This window comes from Vibrio alginolyticus NBRC 15630 = ATCC 17749 (assembly GCF_000354175.2).
Taxonomy (GTDB): domain Bacteria; phylum Pseudomonadota; class Gammaproteobacteria; order Enterobacterales; family Vibrionaceae; genus Vibrio; species Vibrio alginolyticus.
Genome location: NC_022359.1, coordinates 448811 through 472342 on the forward strand (window position 1 = coordinate 448811; position 23532 = coordinate 472342).

At 44.9% G+C, this 23532-nt stretch carries 25 protein-coding genes; 10 read left to right on the forward strand and 15 right to left on the reverse strand.

From position 1 onward, the window contains the following. Positions 1 to 63: 63 nt before the first annotated feature. The 4 genes from N646_RS17275 to N646_RS17290 form a co-directional block, all read right to left on the reverse strand. Positions 64 to 558, reverse strand: a complete 495-nt coding sequence (locus tag N646_RS17275) for a peptidylprolyl isomerase (protein ID WP_017821051.1) — start codon at positions 556 to 558, stop codon at positions 64 to 66. 121 nt (positions 559 to 679) lie between these two features. Beyond that, positions 680 to 2341 (reverse strand): methyl-accepting chemotaxis protein, encoded by a 1662-nt coding sequence (locus N646_RS17280; protein WP_021707578.1) that lies wholly within the window; start codon positions 2339 to 2341, stop codon positions 680 to 682. Positions 2342 to 2516: 175 nt separating this feature from the next. Beyond that, positions 2517 to 2903 carry a thiol-disulfide oxidoreductase DCC family protein gene (locus N646_RS17285; RefSeq protein ID WP_017821049.1) on the reverse strand — a complete coding sequence of 129 codons (387 nt, stop codon included), beginning with the start codon at positions 2901 to 2903 and terminating at the stop codon, positions 2517 to 2519. A 24-nt stretch (positions 2904 to 2927) separates the two neighbouring features. Continuing rightward, complete coding sequence (locus tag N646_RS17290) at positions 2928 to 3722, reverse strand: DUF4344 domain-containing metallopeptidase (protein ID WP_017821048.1); 795 nt, start codon at positions 3720 to 3722, stop codon at positions 2928 to 2930. An 862-nt stretch (positions 3723 to 4584) separates the two neighbouring features. On the opposite strand from N646_RS17290, the gene gltS (N646_RS17300) reads away from it, so the two are divergent. Beyond that, on the forward strand, positions 4585 to 5820 hold the full coding sequence (gltS, locus tag N646_RS17300; RefSeq protein WP_005374448.1) for a sodium/glutamate symporter: 1236 nt from the start codon (positions 4585 to 4587) through the stop codon (positions 5818 to 5820). A gap of 100 nt (positions 5821 to 5920) precedes the next feature. Here the strand turns inward: gltS (N646_RS17300) and N646_RS17305 are convergent, their stop codons facing one another. The 3 genes from N646_RS17305 to N646_RS17315 are packed head-to-tail and all read right to left on the reverse strand — an operon-like array spanning position 5921 to position 7976. Beyond that, positions 5921 to 6751, reverse strand: coding sequence for a membrane protein (locus N646_RS17305; protein WP_017821047.1), 831 nt, complete (start codon positions 6749 to 6751; stop codon positions 5921 to 5923). Beyond that, complete coding sequence (locus N646_RS17310) at positions 6751 to 7608, reverse strand: ABC transporter ATP-binding protein (protein WP_017821046.1); 858 nt, start codon at positions 7606 to 7608, stop codon at positions 6751 to 6753. The genes N646_RS17305 and N646_RS17310 overlap by 1 nt, the downstream gene beginning before the upstream one ends. Next, positions 7605 to 7976, reverse strand: coding sequence for a GntR family transcriptional regulator (locus N646_RS17315; protein WP_017821045.1), 372 nt, complete (start codon positions 7974 to 7976; stop codon positions 7605 to 7607). The genes N646_RS17310 and N646_RS17315 overlap by 4 nt, the downstream gene beginning before the upstream one ends. 413 nt (positions 7977 to 8389) lie before the next feature. On the opposite strand from N646_RS17315, the gene gltS (N646_RS17320) reads away from it, so the two are divergent. Both gltS (N646_RS17320) and N646_RS17325 read left to right on the forward strand, forming a co-directional pair. Next, on the forward strand, positions 8390 to 9616 hold the full coding sequence (gene gltS, locus N646_RS17320; RefSeq protein ID WP_017821044.1) for a sodium/glutamate symporter: 1227 nt from the start codon (positions 8390 to 8392) through the stop codon (positions 9614 to 9616). Positions 9617 to 9770: 154 nt separating this feature from the next. Continuing rightward, positions 9771 to 10637: a hypothetical protein gene (locus N646_RS17325; RefSeq protein ID WP_005374442.1), complete on the forward strand. Its 867-nt coding sequence runs from the start codon at positions 9771 to 9773 to the stop codon at positions 10635 to 10637. 90 nt (positions 10638 to 10727) lie between these two features. Here N646_RS17325 and nagB read toward each other — a convergent pair whose 3' ends face one another. Beyond that, positions 10728 to 11528 (reverse strand): glucosamine-6-phosphate deaminase, encoded by an 801-nt coding sequence (gene nagB, locus N646_RS17330; protein WP_005374441.1) that lies wholly within the window; start codon positions 11526 to 11528, stop codon positions 10728 to 10730. A gap of 374 nt (positions 11529 to 11902) precedes the next feature. Between nagB and N646_RS17335 the strand changes: the two genes are divergently transcribed. Then, positions 11903 to 12154, forward strand: a complete 252-nt coding sequence (locus tag N646_RS17335; protein WP_005374440.1) for a DUF3081 domain-containing protein — start codon at positions 11903 to 11905, stop codon at positions 12152 to 12154. Positions 12155 to 12301: 147 nt separating this feature from the next. On the opposite strand, the gene N646_RS17340 is transcribed toward N646_RS17335, so the two are convergent. Further along, positions 12302 to 12655 (reverse strand): DUF413 domain-containing protein, encoded by a 354-nt coding sequence (locus N646_RS17340; protein ID WP_005374439.1) that lies wholly within the window; start codon positions 12653 to 12655, stop codon positions 12302 to 12304. Positions 12656 to 12804: 149 nt separating this feature from the next. On the opposite strand from N646_RS17340, the gene N646_RS17345 reads away from it, so the two are divergent. Further along, the gene (locus tag N646_RS17345; protein WP_005374436.1) at positions 12805 to 13698 is read left to right on the forward strand and encodes a LysR family transcriptional regulator; all 894 of its coding nucleotides are present in this window, start codon (positions 12805 to 12807) and stop codon (positions 13696 to 13698) included. Positions 13699 to 13779: 81 nt separating this feature from the next. Here the strand turns inward: N646_RS17345 and N646_RS17350 are convergent, their stop codons facing one another. The 3 genes from N646_RS17350 to N646_RS17360 form a co-directional block, all read right to left on the reverse strand. Then, positions 13780 to 14475, reverse strand: a complete 696-nt coding sequence (locus tag N646_RS17350; protein ID WP_017821043.1) for a pirin family protein — start codon at positions 14473 to 14475, stop codon at positions 13780 to 13782. Between the two features lie 9 nt (positions 14476 to 14484). Further along, positions 14485 to 14928: a DoxX family protein gene (locus N646_RS17355; RefSeq protein WP_017821042.1), complete on the reverse strand. Its 444-nt coding sequence runs from the start codon at positions 14926 to 14928 to the stop codon at positions 14485 to 14487. A 325-nt stretch (positions 14929 to 15253) separates the two neighbouring features. Beyond that, on the reverse strand, positions 15254 to 15457 hold the full coding sequence (locus N646_RS17360) for a hypothetical protein (protein WP_017633816.1): 204 nt from the start codon (positions 15455 to 15457) through the stop codon (positions 15254 to 15256). Positions 15458 to 15651: 194 nt separating this feature from the next. On the opposite strand from N646_RS17360, the gene N646_RS17365 reads away from it, so the two are divergent. The 3 genes from N646_RS17365 (at position 15652) to N646_RS17375 (ending at position 18417) form a co-directional block, all read left to right on the forward strand. After that, positions 15652 to 17019 carry an AlkA N-terminal domain-containing protein gene (locus tag N646_RS17365; protein WP_017821041.1) on the forward strand — a complete coding sequence of 456 codons (1368 nt, stop codon included), beginning with the start codon at positions 15652 to 15654 and terminating at the stop codon, positions 17017 to 17019. Further along, positions 17016 to 17498 carry a methylated-DNA--[protein]-cysteine S-methyltransferase gene (locus N646_RS17370; protein WP_017821040.1) on the forward strand — a complete coding sequence of 161 codons (483 nt, stop codon included), beginning with the start codon at positions 17016 to 17018 and terminating at the stop codon, positions 17496 to 17498. Before N646_RS17365 ends, N646_RS17370 begins: the two co-directional genes overlap by 4 nt. A 100-nt stretch (positions 17499 to 17598) precedes the next feature. Beyond that, entirely contained in the window at positions 17599 to 18417 is an 819-nt protein-coding gene (locus N646_RS17375) for a hypothetical protein (protein WP_017821039.1), read from the forward strand. A gap of 72 nt (positions 18418 to 18489) precedes the next feature. Here the strand turns inward: N646_RS17375 and N646_RS17380 are convergent, their stop codons facing one another. Next, entirely contained in the window at positions 18490 to 19098 is a 609-nt protein-coding gene (locus N646_RS17380) for a YitT family protein (RefSeq protein WP_005374427.1), read from the reverse strand. Between the two features lie 201 nt (positions 19099 to 19299). On the opposite strand from N646_RS17380, the gene N646_RS17385 reads away from it, so the two are divergent. Then, positions 19300 to 19695 (forward strand): GFA family protein, encoded by a 396-nt coding sequence (locus N646_RS17385; protein ID WP_017821038.1) that lies wholly within the window; start codon positions 19300 to 19302, stop codon positions 19693 to 19695. A 37-nt stretch (positions 19696 to 19732) separates the two neighbouring features. On the opposite strand, the gene nhaD is transcribed toward N646_RS17385, so the two are convergent. Both nhaD and N646_RS17400 read right to left on the reverse strand, forming a co-directional pair. Further along, positions 19733 to 21163 (reverse strand): sodium:proton antiporter NhaD, encoded by a 1431-nt coding sequence (gene nhaD / locus N646_RS17390; RefSeq protein WP_017633821.1) that lies wholly within the window; start codon positions 21161 to 21163, stop codon positions 19733 to 19735. Positions 21164 to 21583: 420 nt separating this feature from the next. Beyond that, positions 21584 to 22609 (reverse strand): acyltransferase, encoded by a 1026-nt coding sequence (locus tag N646_RS17400; protein ID WP_017821037.1) that lies wholly within the window; start codon positions 22607 to 22609, stop codon positions 21584 to 21586. 249 nt (positions 22610 to 22858) lie between these two features. On the opposite strand from N646_RS17400, the gene N646_RS17405 reads away from it, so the two are divergent. Continuing rightward, positions 22859 to 23449: a TetR/AcrR family transcriptional regulator gene (locus N646_RS17405; RefSeq protein ID WP_017821036.1), complete on the forward strand. Its 591-nt coding sequence runs from the start codon at positions 22859 to 22861 to the stop codon at positions 23447 to 23449. The last annotated feature ends 83 nt before the right edge of the window (positions 23450 to 23532 follow it).

Sequence of the window (23532 nt, forward strand, 5' to 3'; positions counted from 1 at the left end):
TCATAAGACATTAGGCGCTTTCTTCGTTTTATAGCGACGATTTCTCCGAAGAGGCGAATGGGTTTATTCGCTGATCGTCACTTTCTCGATAATGATTGGATCGCATGGCACATCATCGTGACCAAGCTTAGAGGTCGTTTTCACTTTCGCGATGCGATTTACGACATCCATACCCGCGGTCACTTTACCAAACACGGCGTAGCCCCAGCCTAGGTTGGTGGTTGCGGTGTGGTCTAGGAAATTATTGTCTTCCAAGTTAATGAAGAACTGTGCCGTTGCAGAGTGCGGTGCATCGGTACGCGCCATTGCGATAGTGCCAACAAGGTTCTTTAGACCACGGTTTGCTTCATTCGCGATCGGTGCGCGCGTTGGCTTTTCTGCCATGTCTTCGGTGTGACCGCCACCTTGGATCATAAAGCCATCGATAACGCGGTGGAAAATGGTGCCGTTGTAGAAGCCATCTTCACAGTATTTTTTGAAGTTCTTTGAGCTAACTGGCGCTCGTTCTAGGTTCAGTTCAATCTCGATGTCACCGAAATTGGTGGTCATAATAATCATCTGGTTTGCCCTTGTAGGTGCTAAGTTGGCGGCATTATAGCTAAGTCGTATGAGGATAGCAGAAATAAAAACAGCGACTTTTTGGCGCCGCTGTTTGCATGGTGAATGGGTGAGGAAAGCGTTAAACCGTAAAGCGACCGACCAAGTCGTACAGCTCGTTAGCTTTGTGGTTAAGGTTGCCACTGCCTGCGCGGTTTTGGTTGGCAAGGTGCGCCGATTGGCTGCTTTGTTGAGAGATGACTTCGATGCGTTGTGAAATCTCTTGCCCAACTTGGCTTTGCTCTTCGGTTGCCGTTGCGATAAGCGTGTTCATGTCCATGATGTTAGCAATTGCGGCTTGGATTTCTTGCAGTGCGGCAGAGGCAGCTCGTGCTTCCTCAACCGTTGCTTCACCACGCGCTTGGCTTGAACCCATGGCTTTCACTGCCGCATCCGAGCCAGACTTCAACTGCTCAATCATTTGGTGAATTTCGCCTGTGCTGTCTTGAGTGCGACTCGCCAGTTTACGGACCTCATCGGCAACGACTGCGAAGCCGCGACCTTGTTCGCCTGCACGGGCTGCTTCAATGGCTGCGTTCAGTGCCAATAGGTTGGTTTGCTCGGCGATGTCTTGAATCACTTCTAGCGAAGAAGAAATGTTCTGTACATCGCTCTCTAAACGAGAAATCACCGTGCTGGCTTCCGACACCTCTAGCGCGAGTGCTTCGACAGAGTTCGCTGCCGAATCAACAATGTGTTTTGCTTGTTGCGAGTTTTCATCGGCGTCTCTGGCTGATTGTGCTGCTTGGTTAGCGTTGTTTGAAATCTCGTGCGCCGTTGCTGTCATCTCGGTCATTGCCGCTGCGACTTGTTCGGTCTCTTCACGTTGACCAGAAGCTAATTCATCCACTTGCGATGCACGCTGTGACATCTCGTTGGTCTCTGAAACCACTTCTTGTCCTACGTGGCTAACGCTCTTAATGATGCCTTGCAGGCTTTCAACGAAGATATTGAAGTTACGGCTAAGTTGGGTGAACTCCGGCACGCTCGATTCTTCCATGCGCGCGGTTAAATCTGCATCGCCTTGCGCGAAAGAGTGAATTGAAGCATCAAACTGCTCAATAGGTTTCATGATGCTGCGGTTAACAAATACGGCAAAGACTGCAACTATTGCTGTTATCGAGGCACAAAACAGGGCTATCGCAGTTAGTGTGGTGTTGAGATCTTCGTGTGCTGCTTTTTCCATGTCTGCCACAATGGCGTCGATATCGTCAGTGTAGAAGCCCGTACCCAACATCAAGTCCCATTCAGGAATAAAGACTGAGTAGCTGAGTTTCGGTAGTGCTTCACTCTGACCGAGTTTCGGGAAGTAATAAGTCGTGAACTCACCAGTTTTGGCATTTTTTAGCAAATCCTGAATCAGGTAATTGCCTTTCTTGTCCTGCAAGTTATAGAAGTTTTCCCCGATGCCTTTGGTGTTTTTACCCACCACGACACGAACGCCTTTTGAATCATAACCAAAGATGTAGCCGGATTGACCAAACTCTAGTTGTTTCAAGATAGGCAGAGCCTCTTCCAGTGGGGCATTTTGTGCGAGTAGCGGTTCGACAGCGGAACGCGCCATTTGTACGTAACTTTTGAGTTCGGCTTTTTTCATCTCCATCATTCGACTTCGAGTTTGCTCAATCTCGTGCTCGTTGTAGGCCGTGGTTTGTACGTAGGTGAACCACATCATGCCTATTGCCATAGTTAGAATTGGAATTATTGAAAGGATATATAGTCGTTTTCTGATCGTCAGATTCATAGAGACGTCCTTCTCTCGGCGCAGCGTTACAAGTGACAAGCTGAATAAGCTTGCCTGATAAAAGTGTTAATACTTATTGTTGTAATGCTTAGAGATTAACCGAGTTAATCAATCAGAAGTACTGGAAATTTGTAAATCTAGACGAAGGTCGTAGCATTTTTAAGCGGGATCACAATTAACGTGAACACGACCCACTATTGCAACGAGAAGTCCCTGTTAACCAATATGAGACGCGATACCTATTCTTTGCGAATTTGAGGTAAAGCCAGTCAGTAACAGGTTTAACGAGGCGCCAACGCAGTGGAGCGTAGAGCCAACCGCGACCAACTAATTGCCACGCACGATGAGTCACGTCCAACCCAAGCAGAAGCTCCCCCTTTTCGTTGAGGGCGTGCAAAATGGTGTTGGCTTGTTCAGGATCGATCTGCGGATAATCTGCGAATGTATCACTATAGATATCGACGGTTTTGATGTGCTGCTTGGAATCGCGTTGTTTTAGCGCCTTCATCTCTTTGGCACAAAGCGGGCAGGTTCCGTCATAAAATATGGTGAGGTTTGTCATTGCGGTCTTCTTATTTGAGATTTTCTAATCGCTTTTACGTGGCGAATTTTCTTTTGGTTCATTGTTTTGCAAGTAATGCAGCCAATTGTCGCGAATGTTGCCGTAATTGAATTGGCAGAACTCTTTGCGATCACGCAGGTAGTCTTTTTCTACTTCATCGAGTAAGGCTTTGTATTGCTCAGGATCACTACCGTACACCAAACATAACGTTGAAAAGTAACGCTGCAAATCAAAGCTGTGTTCGTCAATGTACTCGCCAAAATCGTAGTAGTCCGGTCTGTCGTCGGATTCGAATGCGAACATGTCGGCGGCGCTAATGGCCATATCTGCGCCATCTTTTAGGAAGTCAATCATTAAAATAGTGGCAAAATTATCGACCGCATCTTCTTCTTTTCCGAGAACAGGGATGCTTTGATCTTCGATGTAAGCATGTCCAGCTTCATGAAGTAAAGTGTGCAATAACGTATCTAGCGCCCCTGTTTTTGGGGATTTTCCGAAGCGTTCTCCATACTGATTATTGGAGAAGTAATTGAGCGACTCCAAATAAAAAGTGTAAGGAACGTATATTGTGTGTGTATCAGGATCATACATTGGACCATCTTCTCCGCCGTAAACCAGCGTGAGAGCTTTATCAAATGGAAAGTAGGCCTGAGACAGCTCAACAAAGATGGTGTTTACATCGCTGCTTTTAATCGATTGTTGGGCGATTTTTTCATGAGTTGTCTCTATGGGAGAATATTGAATACGAATGTTTTCAGCTGCTGTAGCTGATGAGACGATGCTGAGTAATAGCGCAGCGCAAAGCGAATGAATGTTCATGTGGGACTCTTGTTATTGAATAACTTGTATAAAAAATTATACATGTTTTTGTCTGATGCATAGTTGGGGTTGTACTCATTAGCCAAAGTCGGGACGTCGGTCTCGAAAAGCAATCATGATAACATCGCATATTTCGGCTGCTTGGTTCTCTAGGGCGTTTATCAAGACCTCTTGGATAAGAACGGCGGTGAAGTTATTAGCTATGCATCGTTTTCTAAGAAGCTTACTGAGTAACTGTGCTTCGATCTTTATCTGTGAAAATGATAATAGGCAGTTAATCATTGCAAGGTTTAACCATGGGGTTGGTGAATGTCACTGAATTGAAGAAAATTATCAGCGATATGTTATAATCCTGCTCCGTTGTGACGAAAACGTTTGTTGCAGCCTGAGAGTTTCCTTGGATTCGGCTCGTTTATACACCATGAGCCAGAGTTGAAAAGCTACGACAGGAACAGGCAAACCCAATTGTTTTGAACGCGCTCTCGGCGTTTAGCGGTTACAACGGGAAGGAACTTTGTTTGATAGTAATTGACACATTCTGTTTAAGTAAGGGAGCCCGAAGTGGTTCAGAAAGTGTCACCCAGAATTTACTCACAACACGACAGCCCAAGCGATAACGCACAGGTATTGCGAGGGGCCATTTGAAGGAGCTGTATCAGCTCCTTTCACATTTAAGGGCTTGCTAACAGCGTAAAAACTGACACATCGCTTAAGGAGCGCCCCTTAAACTAGCCTAAGGCGCATCTACACCAACTTTTTGAGTATTTTCGAAACAATAAAGCGAGAAAATTTGCTATTGAACGAAGGTTAAACTAACACTCATTCATTACGGAGAATGAAGAGAACAATAATAAGAGGCGATATGAATCATTTAATATCTGTAGGTGCACTGGAGTCCTTCTTGGTCGCAATCAGTGTGCTTTTCCTGGGGCATTTTATTAATGCTAAGCTACCGATTTTAAAGAAATTCAACATACCTGAGCCGATTGTAGGTGGTCTTATTGTAGCCTGCATGATTACTGCTCTTCATTTCAACGGCATCGATTTAGAGTTCGACTTGCCATTACAAAATACGTTTATGTTAATGTTTTTTGCGACAGTTGGTTTGGCCGCAAATTACACTCAGTTGATGAAAGGAGGTGCGAAGGTTTTTATCTTCTTAGCTGTCGCATCGTTTTACATCATCATACAAAACGGCGTTGGCGTTTCACTTGCGGCGGCGCTCGGTTTAGATCCTTTGATGGGGTTAATTGCTGGCTCGATTACTCTGTCTGGTGGTCATGGTACAGGTGCTGCGTGGTCACAAACCTTTCAAGACGTGTATGGATTGGATAACGTCTTAGAAATTGCAATGGCATCAGCGACTTTTGGTTTGATCATCGGCGGTATCATTGGTAGCCCTGTAGCGCAGCGCCTAGTCGAAAAGAACAGCATAGAGTCTGAGTATGGTCGTGGTGGTCGAGATGCCAAAACTCACGAGAAATTCCCGGAGTTGGTGACTTACAATGAATACGAAGAAGATAAAGTAACGGCGAAAAAAGTGGTGGAGAAACTCTTCTTCCTACTGATCTGTGTTACTGGGGCCAAGTATGTCGAGCAATGGGTAAGCACGTATGAAATCTCATGGCTGATGATTCCAGACTTCGTATATGCGCTATTCATTGGTGTGATCATTACGAATTTCTTGGAAGTGACCAAGATTCGTAAGTTAGATGCCGAAACGGTCGATATGTTAGGTACGGTATCGCTATCTCTGTTCTTAGCGATGGCTCTGATGAGCTTGAAGTTATGGAATATCTTCGATCTAGCGATTCCATTCTTGGTTATTTTAGCTGTGCAGTCTGTCGTCTTAGCAATCTTTACGTACTATGTTACGTTCAAAGTGATGGGAAGCAACTACGATGCTGCGGTTATTGCAGGGGGGCACTGCGGTTTTGGCTTGGGTGCAACCCCAACAGCCGTAATGAACATGGGTTCAATCGTTAACCGATTTGGCCCGTCGCCACAAGCATTTATGGTGGTGCCAATTGTGGGCGCTTTCTTTATCGACATCGTCAACTTAATTATCTTGCAAGGCTACATTTCATTCCTTGGTTAAAGTTAAGTGGATGAGCTCCTAGAGGCGAAATAAAAACGGTCACAACACTGGTTGTGACCGTTTTTTTATGACTTGGTTTGGTCGTTTATTGAACGAAGAATTATTGGATAGTTCGGCTGAACTTGAGGCTAGCTGTCCAACCAAGAATACCAATGAAGGCGTAAATGCCAACGTTTAACCAACCCGCTTGAGGAATGGCATTGAATGGGTTTGGTGTAATAATGGCGTGCAGCGGAAGGTAAAGCACTTCGGAGAAAAACTGATCTAGCCCGTAGAAACCAAAAAGTGCGATAGGCATCCAACGCAGCGCATAAATGGCGATAAACAAAATGACCAGTGGTGAGTTCACTTTTTGTGAAATAGCCATCGCAGTTAATGCCAGCGGTAACAGCAGAATACCGGCGAAAAACATTCTGATTAAAAACTCTCCCCAATGCAGCAGCACGTAACCTAACGAGGCTTGGCGGTACAATAAAGCCAATTGGTGATCAGTAGAGATGTTCAGCAACCACAACATTAAATTTGCAGCGAGTACGAGCACCGAGCAGACGAGCGGAATCACCAATAAGCCAAATCCTAGCTTCACTAAATGGGTTTTTATGTCACTGACAGGCATACTGCGCCAAAACATAATGCTGCCTTCCGCCCGTTCTTTGCGTAGCGTTCTTGGGAAGTACTGAACGGCTAACAAGATAGACAGCAGCCCTGCTCCTCCGGTAATCAACATATTGACATCATCGCCAAGCTCTTTGTGAATGTCACTGACATCGCCACCAAAGCTCATTTGGAAAAACATATTGTGTTGTAGAGTGTCGTTACTCATTAAACTCACAAAGAGAATAACTCCACACGCCAACACAAACAGTGGAATACGTAAAACAAGAGGGTTTTCTAACCACTCTTTTTGCAACATCGCGACAACTGAACGCATTACGCTGCCTCCTTCTGCAATGCTAAAAATAGATCCGCTAACTTCACCCCATGGATGGAGCCCATTGTTTCTGCTTGTTGGGCATACTGGGCTTTGAGTAACCATTTCGTTGAACCGAGGCCTTTTTGTGACGAGAGTGGGTTCATCGCTTCAATTTGTGTGCGGTGCTCGTCGTTGGCTTCAAGAATGAAATAGTCTTCACTGATACTGTCCATCGAGGTTTGCAGAACGGGGCGACCATGCTTAAGAATCAGAACATCTGTCAGCAAGTGCTCAATCTCTGATACTTCATGACTGGCGATGATCAACACGCGATCGCCGTCGTGAAACCATTCCAATAAGTGACGATAAAACGTCTCGCGATACACGAGATCTAACCCGAGTGTCGGTTCATCCAATATGAGGATTTGGGTGTTGGTTGCGATCACAATCGCGAGGTGTAATTGCACCTTCATCCCTTTGGATAAAGATTTGATACGCGCACGAGGTTTGATGTCCGTTTGACGAAGTAGCGTATCTGCTTGGGCGCGATTGAACCCTGGATGCACGCCCTCGGTATAGTTAAGCAGTTGAGCAACGGTCATCCAATCTGGCAGAACGTTGACATCCGAGATGTAGGATAAGCTCTGCATTATCTTGTCGCGTTGCATAATGGGTTCAAATCCGTTGATACGAATAGTGCCCTGATATTCATGTGCACCGAGTAGGGCATTAATAAGCGTTGATTTACCTGCGCCATTATGGCCGAGTAAGCCAAGTACTTGTCCTGCATGTAGGTCGAAACTCACTTCATGCAGTGCTTCTCCTTGTTGCTGATAGTGCTTGGAGACGTTGTTTACACTGACTAATGCGCTCATTGGTCACCTTTCAAGTGTGGTTTTAGTTGTAGAATGAATTCGTCGAGTGACATATCCAGACGCTGTATTGTGTCGGCTATCTGCGGAATTTGTTGCTGAAGAAAACGTGCCTTCTCGTCTGCGAGTAATTTGAGCTTTGCTCCTGAAGCGACAAACATACCTTGACCGCGTTTTTTCTCCACTAGCCCGTCATCAACAAGCAATTGATAGCCTTTCATTACGGTGAGGTGGTTAATTTTCATATCTGCAGAGATGCTACGGACGGAGGGCAGAGCATCGCCTTCTTGCCAGACACCTTGCAGTATTTGCTGCGTGATCAGGTCTGCCAACTGTCGAAATATCGGTTGGCGATCATGCCAATTAGTCATGAGTGAATCTCTTGGTTGAGATGGTGTTATATATATGTATAACACCTAGTGCATTAGAGAGAAAGTAATAATTTAAAACCTAGTGTATCCGCCTCTCTCATTCGCTCTAAATATCCACCTATGTGGTCGTTGTTTTGAGGTTTTGTTTTATATGGAAATTAATTGCTTCTCATAAGTTGAGAAGTGTTGTTTTTCTCTTCCCATCAATACACTTATCGCCTGTTCTAAATGAATATTCTCACTGAATGATAATTAGCATAATTTTAGGTCTGCCTATTTCTTACTTGATGAGAATCAATGGTCAAAGAGGCCTAGAAAACAAAAGTTTCGAGAGGCAATCTGACTGGCTTAGGCACCTATCTCACGTTGAGCTCGTGCTCAATGAATGAGAAAGAGTAGAGTAAAGAGGTCTCATGAATCAGGTAATATCTATCGGCCCACAGGAGTCGTTCCTCGTCGCAATTTGCGTGTTGTTTTTAGGGCAGTTCATCAATACCAAGTTACCAACCTTAAAAAAATTTAATATTCCAGAGCCAATTGTTGGTGGTCTAGTGGTCGCTTGCGTCATCACGACGATGCACTTAAATGGTGTGGATGTCTCCTTTGATTTACCACTGCAAAACGTCTTTATGCTGATGTTTTTTGCAACCGTTGGCTTAGCGGCAAATTACACCCAACTGATTAAAGGCGGTGCGAAGGTTTTCATCTTCCTAGTTGTGGCATCGGTCTACATTCTTATCCAAAATGCGGTCGGCGTGTCCTTAGCAACAGCGTTGGGGTTAGATCCACTCATGGGGTTGATCGCCGGATCCATTACGCTTTCTGGCGGACATGGAACTGGAGCTGCGTGGTCGCAAACTTTTCAAGAAATGTATGGTTTGCATAATGTTCTAGAGGTGGCAATGGCTTCTGCTACATTTGGCTTGGTGATGGGCGGGATTATTGGCAGCCCTGTTGCACAAAAGCTACTAAACAAACACAACTTGGAATCGGAATACGGACGCACCAATCAAAGTCATCAGAGTTTCCCTGAACTGGTGACGTACAACGAACATGAGGAAGATCGTGTCACAGCGAAAAGAGTCGTTGAAAGCTTGTCCATCATTCTACTTTGCGTGACAGGCGCGAAGTATCTCGAGAGTTGGGTAAGCAGTTTTGACATCAAGTGGTTAATGATTCCCGATTTTGTTTATGCGCTGTTTATTGGTGTTGTTATCACTAACATCATGGAAGTGACGAAGGCGCGCAAGGCTGATTTAGAAACCGTTGATATTCTTGGCACGGTTGCACTATCTCTATTTCTTGCCATGGCCTTGATGAGTTTGAAATTGTGGAATATTTTCGATCTTGCGATCCCATTCCTTATTATTCTTGCTATTCAGTCGGCAGTGTTGGCGATGTTCACTTACTACGTAACATTCCGCATGATGGGAGGCAACTACGATGCGGCGGTGATCGCTAGCGGACACTGCGGTTTTGGGTTAGGTGCTACACCGACTGCGGTCATGAATATGGGCTCCATCGTGAGTCGATATGGTCCATCACCACAAGCATTTATGGTGGTTCCAATTGTCGGTGCATTCTTCATCGACATTGTGAATTTAGTGATTTTGCAAGGATGCATCGCTTTTATTAAATAACATTCGCTTTTTTACCGAAATAACAAAGCCAGCACCTATACGCTGGCTTTGCTATTTGTAACACGAAATCTTGTTTGCCTGACTTCAAGCCGTGAAATCAATGCGTTACTATGACGACATAGTGTTCAATTTTGCAGCAGCATGAGGTACCCACATGTCTGAAAAAATATCGACGTCGGCATTAGCGAAAATGCGCAAGGTAGAAGCTAAGCTGCTGTTTGCCGATCTCAAACGTGCAGGCTACATCGTTCGCCAAGATGAAAAGTGGATTTTGACCGAAGAAGGGGCAAAGTTTGGCGGTGAGTATGTGGATCACCCTAAATTTGGCCAGTTCATCGTCTGGCCGACCAACTTACATATTGAGCTGACTCCCAGCTCAGGGAAAACATTGAGCGCGACACAACTGGGTGAAAAGCTGAAATTGAATGCGAAGCGCATGAACCAGCTTTTGAGTGAACTGGGTTGGTTGACCAAATCCGAAGAGGGATGGAGTGTCACAGAAGCTGGTGTGCGCGCTGGTGGGCAGCAAAGAACCGATAAAGAAACACAAAATACCTTTGTCGTATGGCACGATGTGGTGCTGCGTAACAAGCGTCTTAAGCAGTCTGTCATTGAGTTTTTAGGGCAAGACGCGGAGTCACATTCTACGGATAAATCGTACTCAAGCTTTCGCCAAAAATTTGAAGCCAAGCACCGAACATTAGATGGGCATTACGTACGCTCTAAGGGTGAGTTGCTCATTGACAACTGGCTGTACTTGGCTGGTGTAGTGCACGCTTATGAGCGTCAGTTGCCGATTGACCAAGATGTCACTAGCGATTTTTACTTGCCAGGTGGCAAAGTCTATTTGCAATTTTGGGGAAGTGACGATGGGGAGATGGCTCAGGCCGACCGTGAGACCATTCGTACTGTTTATGAGCAGCATCATTTCAATCTTATCGAAGTCGAACCGAGTGAACTAGACAAGTTGGATGAAGTGCTTCCTAAGCGTCTTCGTCAGTTTGGTATTAAAGCTTATTGACGACTTAAGCCCGCTGTTCAGATAAGAAAAAACCCGTGTTCAACACGGGTTTTGTATTTTTAGTGTATTTCTAGGCTGCCATCCTATGGGTTAAAAGCCTTTGATGTTTTCTGCTTCTAGCTCAGAGAAGTACTTCACTGTCTTCACTTTCAGTTCTTGTTGAGCTGGTTCGTCGCATACGATCACCGCTTTAGGGTGAAGCTGAAGTGCAGAAACTGTCCATAGATGGTTTACACAACCTTCCACGGCTGCTTCAAGTGCCTGAGCTTTGTTATGGCCAGTGACCAAGATCATCACTTCTTCTGAGTCTAGAAGCGTACCAACACCGATAGTCAGCGCGTATTTAGGCACTTGGTTGATGTCGCCGTCAAAGAAGCGAGAGTTCGCAATGCGAGTGTCTTCAGTGAGGGTCTTGATGCGAGTACGAGAAGAAAGAGATGACGCTGGCTCGTTGAACGCGATGTGACCGTCGTTACCCACGCCGCCCATGAACAGGTTGATCTTGCCGTAAGACTTAATTTTGTCTTCGTAACGCTTACATTCTGCGTCGTGATCGTCTGTGTTACCGTTCAGTAGGTTGATATTTTCTTCTTGAATATCAATGTGATTAAAGAAGTTGTTGTACATGAACGAGCGGTAAGATTCTGGGTGATCCGCAGGGATGCCAATGTACTCATCCATGTTAAAAGTCACGACGTTTTTGAAGCTGACTTCGCCGGCTTGGTAAAGCTCGATTAGGGCTTTGTAGGTTGCTAGAGGAGTGCCACCAGTTGGTAGACCCAGAACGAATGGACGCTCAGCAGTAGGTTTAAAGTCGTTGATACGCTTAGCGATATGCGCAGCTGCCCACTTACCTACTTGTGCTGCTCGAGTTAACGGGATAAGTCTCATTTTGTGCCCCTAGTTATTGGAATTGACGATGTACTGAAACATTAATTCGCATTATAAAATAAGTAATGGCGAACTGCTATTGTTTTAGGTCAAAATTTTGCTTTTTCTTTAACCAATGTTGGTTTTGTCGACGATTTTTATATCTAAATGCTTTTATAAGACGATTTTTTACAAAGAAATTGCATTATGAAACTGACGAATCAATAGATAAAATTTATGATCTAAATTAAGTTCTGCCTTCGCACTTAACCTTGTTTTTTAACAACCTACAGAGTGCGAAATCGCACACGAACTTCAAATATTATGGGTTAGATATGGCATGGCGCTCATTCTTTAACCATAATTGAAATGTGTAAACCAGTGAGGAATTCGGTATGAAAAATGAGTTAGATCCGAGCAAAGTACTACAGGCTTACGAATGTGTGATGAACAACGGTACGCCAACCGAATTTGGTAAAATGTATGAAGGTGTAGAAGCGTTTTCTGACTACGATGGGTACAACGTTTTCTTGAGAGGGAATGGTGTTGAGCTAAAAATTGGCTTCCACAACACCTATCACTTGGAATATGACCAAGAGCATTTGAAAGAGAGCTTTCTGAAAAAGATTGCGACGCTCGCCAAGTAAACGGTCATCACCCAAATATTAAAAAAGCCCTTGGGAGAATGCCCCCTTGGGCTTTAGGAGAAGAAATGAGCTTGTCTTGCTCGCTCAGTAAAGTCAAACGAGCTTTCGCCTACTGCTAGAAAAAGGCGAGAACTAGGTTATTGGTTATTAATCGTCTTCAACCAAACTCTCTTCAATGTATTCTTCTGTGGCGTCAGGCTTGTTACGACCATTTAGCGTATGGAAGCGCTTGCGACCACGAGCAAGTTGGGTGTACTTTAGCCACGTACGCTCAAGTTTTGTTTTTGCTTTGCCCGGGTTTTCTAACACCTTGATGAAGTGTTTCTCTTCGCTGTTTTCAGGTGTTAATTCGCCTGACTCTAAGCCAAGCATTGTATCCCCATAAATTGTTAGGATTTCCTCTTCTGAAAGAGTAAAATCGCCAGACTTTGCAAAGCCGCGTGGGAATTTTACGTTATCGTAAAAACGTTTTTTGCCATGACGGAATTCAGTGTCAGACATGTCAACAGCCTCTGTAACCGTTATTGATGAATGTAGTGAACTTACGGCGAAAATTAGGCTTAAATCTAACAAAAGAAAAACAAAACTTTTTTGTCGTCATGATTTTAATTAGTTGTTAATCTGGTTTTATATTAACCAGGAGATGGTTTATGGATGTAAAAGTCTTTCGAACATTTTTAGAGCTGGCAAGAGTTCGTCACTTCGGACGTGCTGCTGAGAACCTTTATATTACCCAAGCCGCTGTGAGCGCACGTATCAAACAATTGGAAAGTTACTTCGATACGCAATTGTTTATTCGTGATCGAAATAACATAAAGTTGACCTCTGCAGGTGAGCGCTTAATCAGCTATGCCGAGGTAATGGTCACTACATTGCAACAAGCGAAGCTAGAATTATCGCTTGAAGATGGCAAAGCGCTGCAACTAACGTTAGGTGGCACGCCAAACATTTGGGACGCTTATTTACAGAATTGTTTAAGTGTCGTCACAGATTCGTTTGGTGGTTATGGCTTCATGGCAGAAGTGATGGGACGTGAGATGCTCAGTCGTAGCTTGCTAGAGCGCACGTTAGATATGGCATTTGCGTTCGATCAGATCAAAGCTGATGAGCTTAACTGTAAAAAAGTGGCGGATGTTGTTCTCGTTCTGGTATCAACTGAGAAAGATTCTTTAGATACCGTTTTCGAAAACAAATATGTGTACGTTGACTGGGGGACGCGTTTCTCCTCAGAGCATTCTGAGCGTCACCCTAAGATTCCGGCTCCATATTTACGCACTTCAACAGCGCGTATCGCATTGGACTTTATTTTAGAGAAGGGTGGAGCCGCGTACTTACCAATCTCTCTCGTGGAGCCATTTATCGCTAATGGGCAGCTTCACAAGGTGTCTGGAGTAGAAGATTGGTGTCGCCCTATCTATTTGAGCTATCGTAAAGCTAGCTCGTCTGTAGACGCGATTAAGCAAGTGGAAGAAATTGTCAAAGAGATCGATCCACTGACCGCTTACAGTTTTCAGCAAATTGGTTCTGGCACTTCCGACGAATAGCGTTGAATGAAAAGTCAGAAAAACGAAAAAGCCGCCTTGAGAAATCAAGGCGGCTTTGTTTTTATCTCGATGAATCGATAGTTATGGTAAGTCAAACAACAGGGCTGTTGTGCTTTCGTTTGATGTATTGCGCAAAACAACCTTACTCTGGTGTTCAACCTTCGCGCCGTCGCCAGCCGTCAAAGTGGTATTGTCGACACTAAGGCTCCCAGTCACTTGATGGATGAATAGATTTCGGCCCGACTCAATCTCAAAGTTTAGTTCGCTACTTGGCTCAAGAATTAACTGATGCAAAGTCGCATCTTGCTTAATAAGTAGCGTGCCGTTTTCTCCAGTTGGAGTTGCGATAGTCGTTAACCCAGGATTGCGACCAAAATCTTTTTGCTGATAACCTGGTTTGGTTCCAAATGTGTTCGGTTGAATCCAAATCTGTAGAAACCGCAGCGTATCTTGGTTCGATGCATTGTACTCACTGTGGTAAATCCCTTTCCCTGCCGACATGAGTTGGAATTCACCTGCAGGTAGTGTTTTGACGTTACCTTCACTGTCTTTGTGTGCGATAACACCTTCCAACACATAGCTGATGATCTCCATATCACGGTGGCCATGTGTATCAAAACCCGCGCCAGGCTTGACTACATCGTCATTAATGACTCTCAGCTCAGAAAAGCCCATATGTTGAGGATCGTAGTAGCTACCAAAAGAAAACGTATGTTTGCTATCAAGCCAGCCAAAGTTTGCTCGACCTCGGTCTGCTGCATGTCTTACCGTAATCATAAGGCCTCCTTAAGAGAGCTTTTTGTTTAATAAGTTATCTAACGCTGCTTTACCTGCGCCAGAGAACGCCAGAGAAACGCTCGCTGCCAGTAATGCCAAGCCAAACTCGTAACCGTTGTTTGCCATGAACAGGCCATTCTCAAAGTGGACAGAGAATATCGCTACCACCATCGTGAACGCCAAAGCAACCGCTGCTGGTCGAGTTAGCAGACCAAGTAAAATGAACAAGCCGCCAAAGAACTCTGCGCTGCCCGCAAGTAACGCCATGAGTACGCCAGGACCTAAACCGATAGATGCCATCCACTGACCTGTGCCTTCTAGGCCGTAGCCACCAAACCAGCCAAATAGTTTTTGTGCGCCGTGCGCCATAAAGATAATGCCGATTGGAACGCGAAGTGATAGTGCGCTGTAACCTGCGTTTGATGTGGTAATTTTCTGTAATAGTGCTTTCATGATTCTGTCCTCTGACTCTTTTCAATGAGTGGGAAGCGTGTGCTCCCGTGCTGTTGAGAACAGTTTAGGTAGAGGCGAACATAAAAATAACGGGAGGATTTTGATAAACTCGTTCTAAAAAATTGAATGATTGGTTTTTATTTATTTAAATCAATGTCTTGATTTTTATATTCGGGTGTTTATTTGCCGATTATTGTCTGTTTTAAATCAAGGTCTGTCATTATTTTCGATAAACATTTTTGCTGTTAAACAAAAAAAGAGCACATGTACTGTGCTCTATTGCTTTCGCTTTTAACAAGGGAGAAAGGTGAGTTAAAGAAAACCGTCAGAGGTTCATTAAGCTCTCTAATGACTCCTCTACATTGTTGTAGTGATAAGTTCGAATATTACGTCCATCCGTCGCATTAATCTGAATTTCTGAGATCTCGTTATCTGAGTCTCTTTCGATAATTCCAATAGAATGATCTACGGATTTACTGGTAATAACCTTTTGGTTTCTTAATACAATTACGCAAGTATGTAAGTCCATGCCAATTCCCTTTAGCCGACGTTGTTGTGATGTTCTGGATCTAACTTTAGTGTACAAAAGCGCTAATGCCAATAAATCTCAATATTGAGTTCCGAAAATGGCTAATTGTGGGCGCTTAAGCAAGCTACAATAACACTATATTGAACGATGCCTATGAACAATAAATGACAAAAGGCATGAGCAAGGAAAGCACTATGTTTATTCACCCCCATACCTCACTGACCTTCGAGCAGTGTCACAAGGCGCGAGTCGCGCGAGACAGTCGTTTTGATGGGCGATTTTATGTGGCGGTAAAAACAACGGGAATCTTTTGCCGTCCGATTTGCCCGGCAAATTTGCCTAAAGAAGAAAATGTTGAGTATTTCGCTGATAAGACGCAAGCCCTTCAAGCAGGGTACCGTCCGTGTTTACGTTGTCGACCTGACAGCGCGCCTGGATCTTGGGCATGGAAAGGTGTCGAGACGACCTTTCAACGAGCAATTTCGTTAATTGATAGAGGGGAGTTGCATCACCATTCGGTGTCAGAGTTGGCTGAGTGTGTTGGGATTTCTGACCGTTACTTACGTATGTTGTTTGAGCAGTATCTAGGTATGTCACCCAAGCAGTATGCGCAATATCAGCAACTAATGTTCGCCAAACAGTTGCTTCACTCCAGCTCTATGTCGGTCACCGACGTGGGGTTTGCGTCAGGTTTTAACAGTACGCGCCGCTTTAACGATGCTTTTCAAAAGTTTCTCAAACTAACGCCTTCTCAAGTACGCCGTAAAGAGTTTGATGGTGCGGGTTGCAATCGAATTGCCTTACCTTATCGAGGTGAGTTGAATTGGTCGCACATGTTGGACTTCTATCGTTTGCGAGCGGTTGAGGGGGTTGAGCTAGTGAGTGATGAGAGTTATCAGCGCAACGTTTTTTTGGATAACAGCAAAGCCTGGTTTAAAGCGACAAAAGGTGAAGGATACTTAGAACTGGCGTTTGAAATTGAAGACGTAACGAAGCTGCAAAACTTGGTGTCTGACATTCGTCGTATGTTCGATCTTGACGCTGATATTTGTACTGTTGAGCAGCATTTGGAGTATGTCGCGCCTGGGCTCGTGTCGAGTAAAGGTATTCGTATTCCTGGTGTATGGAATGCATGGGAAGCAGGGGTTAGAGCGATTTTAGGCCAGCAGGTGTCGGTTAAAGCTGCGATTGGTCAACTTAACTTATTGGTGGCCACACTTAGTGGAGAGTCAGAAAAACGTTTTTTCCCGACTCCCAGTGATATTGCGAACTCCGATGTGAGCTTTTTGCGCATGCCGCAAAGCCGTATAGAGACGCTAGTGCGCTTCGCCCAGTTTATGCAGGACAACTCAGAAGCTGCCCCCCAGCAGTGGCTAGCTTTGAAAGGCATTGGACCTTGGACCGTCAGTTATGCTCAACTGCGAGGGCAATCTCAACCCGATTGCTTTCTAGATAAAGACTTAGTGGTGAAAAAGGCGATGCAGCGTTACCCATCACTGAATACGCACACTGCGGCCCCTTGGGGAAGCTACGCGACGTTTCACTTATGGAATCAATCATGAAAACATTTTATACCGAAATGCCGAGTCCACTAGGAACGGTGACTATCCAATCGAACGCTGAGGGCTTGCTTGGTATTTGGTTTGAAACATGCACCACTAAGCCGAGTGAGCTGGGGGTGCGAGACGAGCAGCATCCGGTTTTGCGCCAAGCTGTCACCCAACTGGATGAATACTTTACTGGTCTGCGCAACGAATTCGACTTGCCCCTTGCAGCGACAGGCACTGATTTTCAAAATCAAGTTTGGCAGGCACTAACGACCATTCCATATGGGGAAACGTGGAGCTATCAAGATCTCGCGAATGCGATAGGTAACCCTAAAGCTGTGCGTGCTGTTGGGTTAGCAAACGGGAAGAATCCGATTTCTATCGTGGTACCTTGTCATCGCGTTATTGGCAAAAGCGGAAAACTGACTGGGTATGCAGGTGGAGTGGAGCGCAAGCAACGTTTGCTCGCGTTGGAGCAAGGTACACCGCTTTAAGTGAGGCGATTCTCATATTGGGATTAAGCGTGCTACACAGGGGTAACGATAGTGTAGAGTTTCATATTCGTTATACGAATAGAAAAAGGACAATAAGGACATGCCTTTCAAAACGGATTTTGATGCCTTCATGAGTGAGTGTTGGCAGCATCACGAGGAAAATCCCGAACAAGTTTATGCTCAGCTAGAAACGGCTCTGAGCGAGGTGAAAGACGTTACCCAAATCGAGCGAATATTCGCATTGATGCTGCATACCGCTATTGGGCATCTCCAGTGCCCAGAACAGTTTCTTACTTGTTTAGAGCACTTTGATGAACGCAAGGTTGCTGAGAGTTTGGCATTTCAACGCAGTATTGCCGTTGCGCGCTATTTCGTAGATGGCACTGACAATATGGAATTATTGGAAGAGCAAGAACAACGCCGAGTTTACGCTTTGATTTCGAATGAACTTTCTGCACTTGCTCAGCTTGAACTGGCGAGTCAATGGTTGGTGAAAGCAGCGTTAGGAATGACGCCGAACGATGCAGAAGGGCCATTAGCGCGCGCTTTCGCGATCACTGCAAACAACTTAGCATGTCAGTACGAAGCGCTGGCTGAGCGCACGTGCATGGAAACATCGAAGATGTTAGAAGCAGCAACACTCGCGCTAGACTATTGGAAAGTGGCAGGGGGTTGGATGCAAGAAGAGCGCGCAGAGTATCGCTTAGCTATGAGCTTGCTTAAAGCGGATAAACCGCAAGAAGCCAAAGTGCATGCTGAGCGCTGTGAAGATATTTGTCAGCAACATGGTAGCGACGCGCTTGAGCTGTTCCACGCACATGACTTGCTGATGCAAGTACACTTCCATCTTAGCCAGAAATATAAAGCTAAATTGGATGAGGAGATGCAGCAGCACTGCAAAACGAGCTCGTTGACGTGATCTTAGCGTAGAATGAAAAAAGCCCCGAGCGACTGGCTGGGGGCTTTAGGGTTGTTGACTATGCAGCGATGATTATGCTGCTTGCGCTTTTGCTTGGTATCGTCCTGGTTTATGGTTCATCGCCAAAATCAAGTTCGTTGCGATGGCACCTAGAACAGATAGAGCGATAAGGTGCACATCTACAATGAACAGTGACATCACCACGATGGCACAATCTAACGCCATTTGAACTTTACCCGCTCGAACTCCAAAACGTTCCTGAAGGTACAACGCTAGAATGTTAAAGCCACCCAAACTCATTTTGTGACGGAAAATTACCAACATACCGATTCCAATCAGCCCACCACCCAAAAGTGCCGCATAGAAAGGTTCGATTCGTGAAATCTCAATCACATGATGCAGATGATCGACCGCAAAAGAGACAATCGAAACCGCAATAAAGGTATTGATAGTGAAGCGCCAACCCATGCGCATCACAGATAAAATATAAAAAGGGAGGTTAAGAGCGAAAAATATCTGACCAAAACTGAAGTCACTCACTTTGGTTAGGAAGATCGCCAAACCAGCCGTACCGCCAGTGAGCAATCCTACTTTGCTAAAAAATATCACCCCAAGTGACACCAACGCACTGCCGAGCGTCAGAGCCAAGAGGTTCTCTCTTAGGCTATGATCTTTGTCCATAAATTAATTTCCTTGGTTTAAAAACCGCGCCGGAGATAACACGTCTCACGGACGCGATAGACAGTCGCCAAAATAGCAACTAACAAATCGGCCAATAAAATGTCGCGAAAAGTGATGGATGTCGAGTTTTTGGACGAGATTATGATGATATTAACCTGTTTAACATAATGTACACAGATAGAAAAACAACAAGGAAAAGTTATGATTAAGAAAGTTGGCAACACCCAAATCAACACATTACATCGACTGAGTTGTCACTGTGGAAAAGTTGAGTTGGAACTGGCGTTACCCAATGGTATTGAGAAACCGAGACGGTGTGACTGTTCTATGTGTCGACGTCGTGGCGCGATTGTCGCGTCTGTACCTTTGAACGGTATTCGTATTGTGCAAGGCGAAGACGTCTTGAAGCAGTATCAATTTAATACACACACTGCGAAGCACTTTTTCTGTGGCGAGTGCGGTATTTATACGCACCATCAGCGTCGTTCTGACCCGAGTGAGTATGGCTATAATGTCGGCTGCTTAGAGGGCGTCAACCCATATGAGTTGGGAGCGATTGAAGTGATGGATGGCGTTAACCATCCATCCGACCGTTAGGTTACATTGCAAGTTAAGTGACTAATTCTAGGTGTTTTTAAGTAAATAAACCGCTATTCATCCACAAGTGTACCGCAATACTGGCGGCATAACCCAAGGCGATGACGGGAGCCCACTTTAGGTGGCCAAAGAAGGTGTATTGTCCACGCGCGGCTCCCATTAAAGCGACGCCTGCCGCGGAGCCAATGGAAAGCAAACTGCCCCCGACACCTGCGGTTAATGTGACGAGTAGCCAGTTGCCCATCGACATGCTTGGTTCCATGGTCAGTACAGCAAACATAACCGGAATGTTATCGACGATTGCAGATAGGACACCAACCATTACGTTTGCCCAGACTGGGTTCCATTGCGTGTACATGACGTTTGAAACCAGTTCGAGGTAGCCAAGTAAACTTAAACCGCCAACACACATCACAACACCGTAGAAGAACAACAAGGTGTCCCATTCGGCTCGAGACACACGATGAAACACATCAAACGGAACCACTGAGCCTAAGCGCTTCAATGCCTGATCGTCACCATTGGCAATTGCCATAGCCGCTTTCTTTGCGAGTGAGTGTTTGAGAGTTTGACGCAAAAAATATCCGAAAAACTGTAAGTACGCCAAGCCCATCATCATGCCCATAACGGGTGGGAAGTGCAGCAAAGCGTGGAAAGAGACTGCGGTGGCAATAGTCAGAATGAATAATGCGACAATACGCCTTGCCCCGCGTTTTAGCTCAACGTGTTGGTGAATCGTATTCGGTTTTGTGTTTGGAACAAACAGTGACATCAAAAACGCGGGAACCAAGTAGTTCACCAATGACGGTACAAACAACGGAATGAACTCAGCAAAGCTGACATGACCAGCTTGCCACACCATCAGGGTTGTAATATCCCCAAATGGGCTGAATGCACCGCCAGCGTTGGCTGCGATAACAATGTTGATACAAGCAAGATTGACGAACTTAGGATTATCACCAGAGACTTTCATCACTACAGCGCACATCAAAAGGGCCGTAGTTAAGTTATCGGCAATCGGTGAAATGACAAAAGCGAGAAACCCCGTCAGCCAGAACAACTTTTTGAATCCAAAACCTTTACCAACCATCCACGCCTGTAAGGCATCGAAGAGTTTGCGTTCTTCCATTGCGTTGATGTAAGTCATCGCCACGAGCAAAAACAGCAGCAACTCGGCATATTCCAACAAGTTGTGTTCTAGTGCGGATTTGGCGATTTCAGGCTGGTTGTGCTGAGCAAAGGTGTAGCCAATCAGAATCCAAATTAACCCTGCAGCGAGCAGCACTGGCTTGGATTTTCTCATTTTCAGATACTCTTCCAACATAACCAGTATGTAAGCGATCGAAAAGATAATCAGAGCCGCGTAACCGACACCAGAATTAACAAGATTCAGTTCATTGGTTGATGCAGCAAAGGTGGCGCTAGAGAACAACAAACAGCAGAAAGCCACAATTGGATAGATTGGCATAGACATTTCTCCTTTGTCTGGTTGGAGAAATATTAGCCACAAATGAATGAGTTAGTTGTGAGAGAGCTCGAATTAACAGTAGGAGTTAGGAAATGATAGTGTGCGCCACTATTTTCTGAGTGACGCAATGCTTGCTGCGCCGAATAAAACCGCAGCGGCATATAAACCGTAAGTTAACCAGTGACTAATCTCTAAAAAAGGAACGAGTCCTTGACCTGCCCACATACAGCCTCCGTTTAATGAGCAATGTTGTAATAGTCGAGCCAATTTAAAGGAAATGAACAATGTTTTTTGTGAGTGAAAGCAAATTCTGAAGGATTAGAAAGTCAAAAATTGGTCAGTGAGAGAGAAATCTCATTTTTAACTGGCTAGCTCTAACCCTTTTGAGTTAAAGCTAGCTATATCTAGAGCTGAATGCATTTAGCGTAGGAGCCATTTTTTCAACGGTGAAGCGTCGATTGCTTTCACAAGCAGTATGGTTGCAACAATTGTTGCAGGATAAATAAACACATCTTTCGCGAGGTGTTGCAGCCCGATAAATCCAGCGACATTCATCATGACAATTATGATAAGCAGATGGCTAACATATATTCCTAACACGCTAGGAGATAGTTTGAAGACCCAAGGCATGTCGCCAAAATGAGGGTGAGCCAAAAGCCACATAAAGACACCTACAGCCCAGATAACGGTACCGAATAGGAAGTCGTGCGAGTTGAAAGCGACGTCATGTTGCATCAGCCAGTAAGCTTCACCAAAATGCAGTGCCATGCCAAGAATAATGCATCGAACCGTATTGTTTCTCGACCACCGCCACTGCGCTTCTCGTGCGAAATAACCTAGAGCAACTAGCAACGTGCTGAAAAAAGGCCCGTTACGAGTAAAGAAAGGCGCTGGCAGGTCGGTAATGAGCGCGTAACTGCCAGCAAAGACCCCGTATATGTATAGCAATACTGCAGTTGGCAGTATCAGTTGCACCATATTGATATGCACGAGAAAGGCAATTAACGCTACGGCAATGACCAGAGCCGGAATAAACCACAGATGAACGAGTCCGCCTTCGATGAGTGAATTGATCGGGGTTGACATTAAGTACCCCCAATAACCTTGCCTTTCGGCGAGATACCCTGCCTCAGCGACCGTCTGCCATTGGAATGGCATCAGTAAACTGATCATGCTCCAAATGAGCCAAACCTTCATTAACGGTTTGGCGTAGTTCTTAAGAGTATCGATAGGTGAATGACTCAACTTCGGCTGGATTAGATAACCCGAGATGAGAAAGAACAGCGGAACAGCAAAACGAGCCAGTTGGTTGAGCATATAGCCAACCCATGGTATCCCATCCCACTGCCAGTACGTCAGTGCCATCTGGCAATGCAAACCCACAATCGCAAGCATTGCAATGATACGTGCAAACTCTAAGCTGGCTATTTTTTGTTTCTTTGCCATTACATTGTTTACCTAAATAAAAACTTAGGTGAAAATAGCAGGTTGTTACTGAAGTAATGCGTGAAAAAGTCAACAGACTTGCGCTTACATTGAAGCTGTTTTGAAAATTAAGACTTACTTCAAACTTCTTAATTATTAACCTATTAACGCAATCAATACCTGATTCGTGAGTCGAAAATAGCACTGAATAATGGTTAGACCAGTTAACTCGAGATTGCAAAAAAGAACGATCGTGCTAAAAATAAGACTATGCAAAAAGGAAAAGTGACAAAAGAGTTTATTCTGCAGCGGGCTTTTGAGATCGCCAGCGAAGACGGATTAGAAAGTCTTACGATTGGAGAGTTAGCCAAGCAATGCGGTATGTCGAAAAGTGGTCTGTTTGCCCACTTTAATTCGAAGTTGAATTTACAGCTATCGGTGCTTGATCACGCCAATAAAGTGTTCGCTGATCGGGTTATTGAGCCTGCTCGAGAACTCGGGGATGGCAATATCGAGCGTAAAATTCGAGGGTTGCTCGACTCTTGGATGACTTGGAATCACGCATTCCAAGGAAGTTGTATGTTTCTTGACGCTTGGAATGATACGGCAGATAAAGATTGCCCGCTTCAGGCCGGACTGCGTAAATCCATAGACACTTGGCTGAGCTATTTGGAGATCCAAATAGCGAAAGGCAAAGAGAAGCAAGAATTTTCAGCAGACTTAGATACACGCCAAGCAACGTTTGATTTGTACGGTCTCTATTTGAGTGCGCATGTTTTTTACTCAATTAAAGGTGAGCAAGAAAGCTTGCGTCTGTTTTGGCAAGGGATCGACAACTTATTTTCTCGCTGGAAAGGCTAATATCGGTTATTCGCTTCCCAGATTCGTAGACATAAAATCACAAAGAGCGGCTGAGTTCGCTCTTTCTTATCAGCGTAAAAAGC

Coding starts and splice junctions, on each gene's coding strand:
- N646_RS17275 (WP_017821051.1), bottom strand. CDS start 558: ATGATTATTATGACCACCAATTTCGGTGACATCGAGATTGAACTGAAC.
- N646_RS17280 (WP_021707578.1), bottom strand. CDS start 2,341: ATGAATCTGACGATCAGAAAACGACTATATATCCTTTCAATAATTCCA.
- N646_RS17285 (WP_017821049.1), bottom strand. CDS start 2,903: ATGACAAACCTCACCATATTTTATGACGGAACCTGCCCGCTTTGTGCC.
- N646_RS17290 (WP_017821048.1), bottom strand. CDS start 3,722: ATGAACATTCATTCGCTTTGCGCTGCGCTATTACTCAGCATCGTCTCA.
- gltS (WP_005374448.1), top strand. CDS start 4,585: ATGAATCATTTAATATCTGTAGGTGCACTGGAGTCCTTCTTGGTCGCA.
- N646_RS17305 (WP_017821047.1), bottom strand. CDS start 6,751: ATGCGTTCAGTTGTCGCGATGTTGCAAAAAGAGTGGTTAGAAAACCCT.
- N646_RS17310 (WP_017821046.1), bottom strand. CDS start 7,608: ATGAGCGCATTAGTCAGTGTAAACAACGTCTCCAAGCACTATCAGCAA.
- N646_RS17315 (WP_017821045.1), bottom strand. CDS start 7,976: ATGACTAATTGGCATGATCGCCAACCGATATTTCGACAGTTGGCAGAC.
- gltS (WP_017821044.1), top strand. CDS start 8,390: ATGAATCAGGTAATATCTATCGGCCCACAGGAGTCGTTCCTCGTCGCA.
- N646_RS17325 (WP_005374442.1), top strand. CDS start 9,771: ATGTCTGAAAAAATATCGACGTCGGCATTAGCGAAAATGCGCAAGGTA.
- nagB (WP_005374441.1), bottom strand. CDS start 11,528: ATGAGACTTATCCCGTTAACTCGAGCAGCACAAGTAGGTAAGTGGGCA.
- N646_RS17335 (WP_005374440.1), top strand. CDS start 11,903: ATGAAAAATGAGTTAGATCCGAGCAAAGTACTACAGGCTTACGAATGT.
- N646_RS17340 (WP_005374439.1), bottom strand. CDS start 12,655: ATGTCTGACACTGAATTCCGTCATGGCAAAAAACGTTTTTACGATAAC.
- N646_RS17345 (WP_005374436.1), top strand. CDS start 12,805: ATGGATGTAAAAGTCTTTCGAACATTTTTAGAGCTGGCAAGAGTTCGT.
- N646_RS17350 (WP_017821043.1), bottom strand. CDS start 14,475: ATGATTACGGTAAGACATGCAGCAGACCGAGGTCGAGCAAACTTTGGC.
- N646_RS17355 (WP_017821042.1), bottom strand. CDS start 14,928: ATGAAAGCACTATTACAGAAAATTACCACATCAAACGCAGGTTACAGC.
- N646_RS17360 (WP_017633816.1), bottom strand. CDS start 15,457: ATGGACTTACATACTTGCGTAATTGTATTAAGAAACCAAAAGGTTATT.
- N646_RS17365 (WP_017821041.1), top strand. CDS start 15,652: ATGTTTATTCACCCCCATACCTCACTGACCTTCGAGCAGTGTCACAAG.
- N646_RS17370 (WP_017821040.1), top strand. CDS start 17,016: ATGAAAACATTTTATACCGAAATGCCGAGTCCACTAGGAACGGTGACT.
- N646_RS17375 (WP_017821039.1), top strand. CDS start 17,599: ATGCCTTTCAAAACGGATTTTGATGCCTTCATGAGTGAGTGTTGGCAG.
- N646_RS17380 (WP_005374427.1), bottom strand. CDS start 19,098: ATGGACAAAGATCATAGCCTAAGAGAGAACCTCTTGGCTCTGACGCTC.
- N646_RS17385 (WP_017821038.1), top strand. CDS start 19,300: ATGATTAAGAAAGTTGGCAACACCCAAATCAACACATTACATCGACTG.
- nhaD (WP_017633821.1), bottom strand. CDS start 21,163: ATGCCAATCTATCCAATTGTGGCTTTCTGCTGTTTGTTGTTCTCTAGC.
- N646_RS17400 (WP_017821037.1), bottom strand. CDS start 22,609: ATGGCAAAGAAACAAAAAATAGCCAGCTTAGAGTTTGCACGTATCATT.
- N646_RS17405 (WP_017821036.1), top strand. CDS start 22,859: ATGCAAAAAGGAAAAGTGACAAAAGAGTTTATTCTGCAGCGGGCTTTT.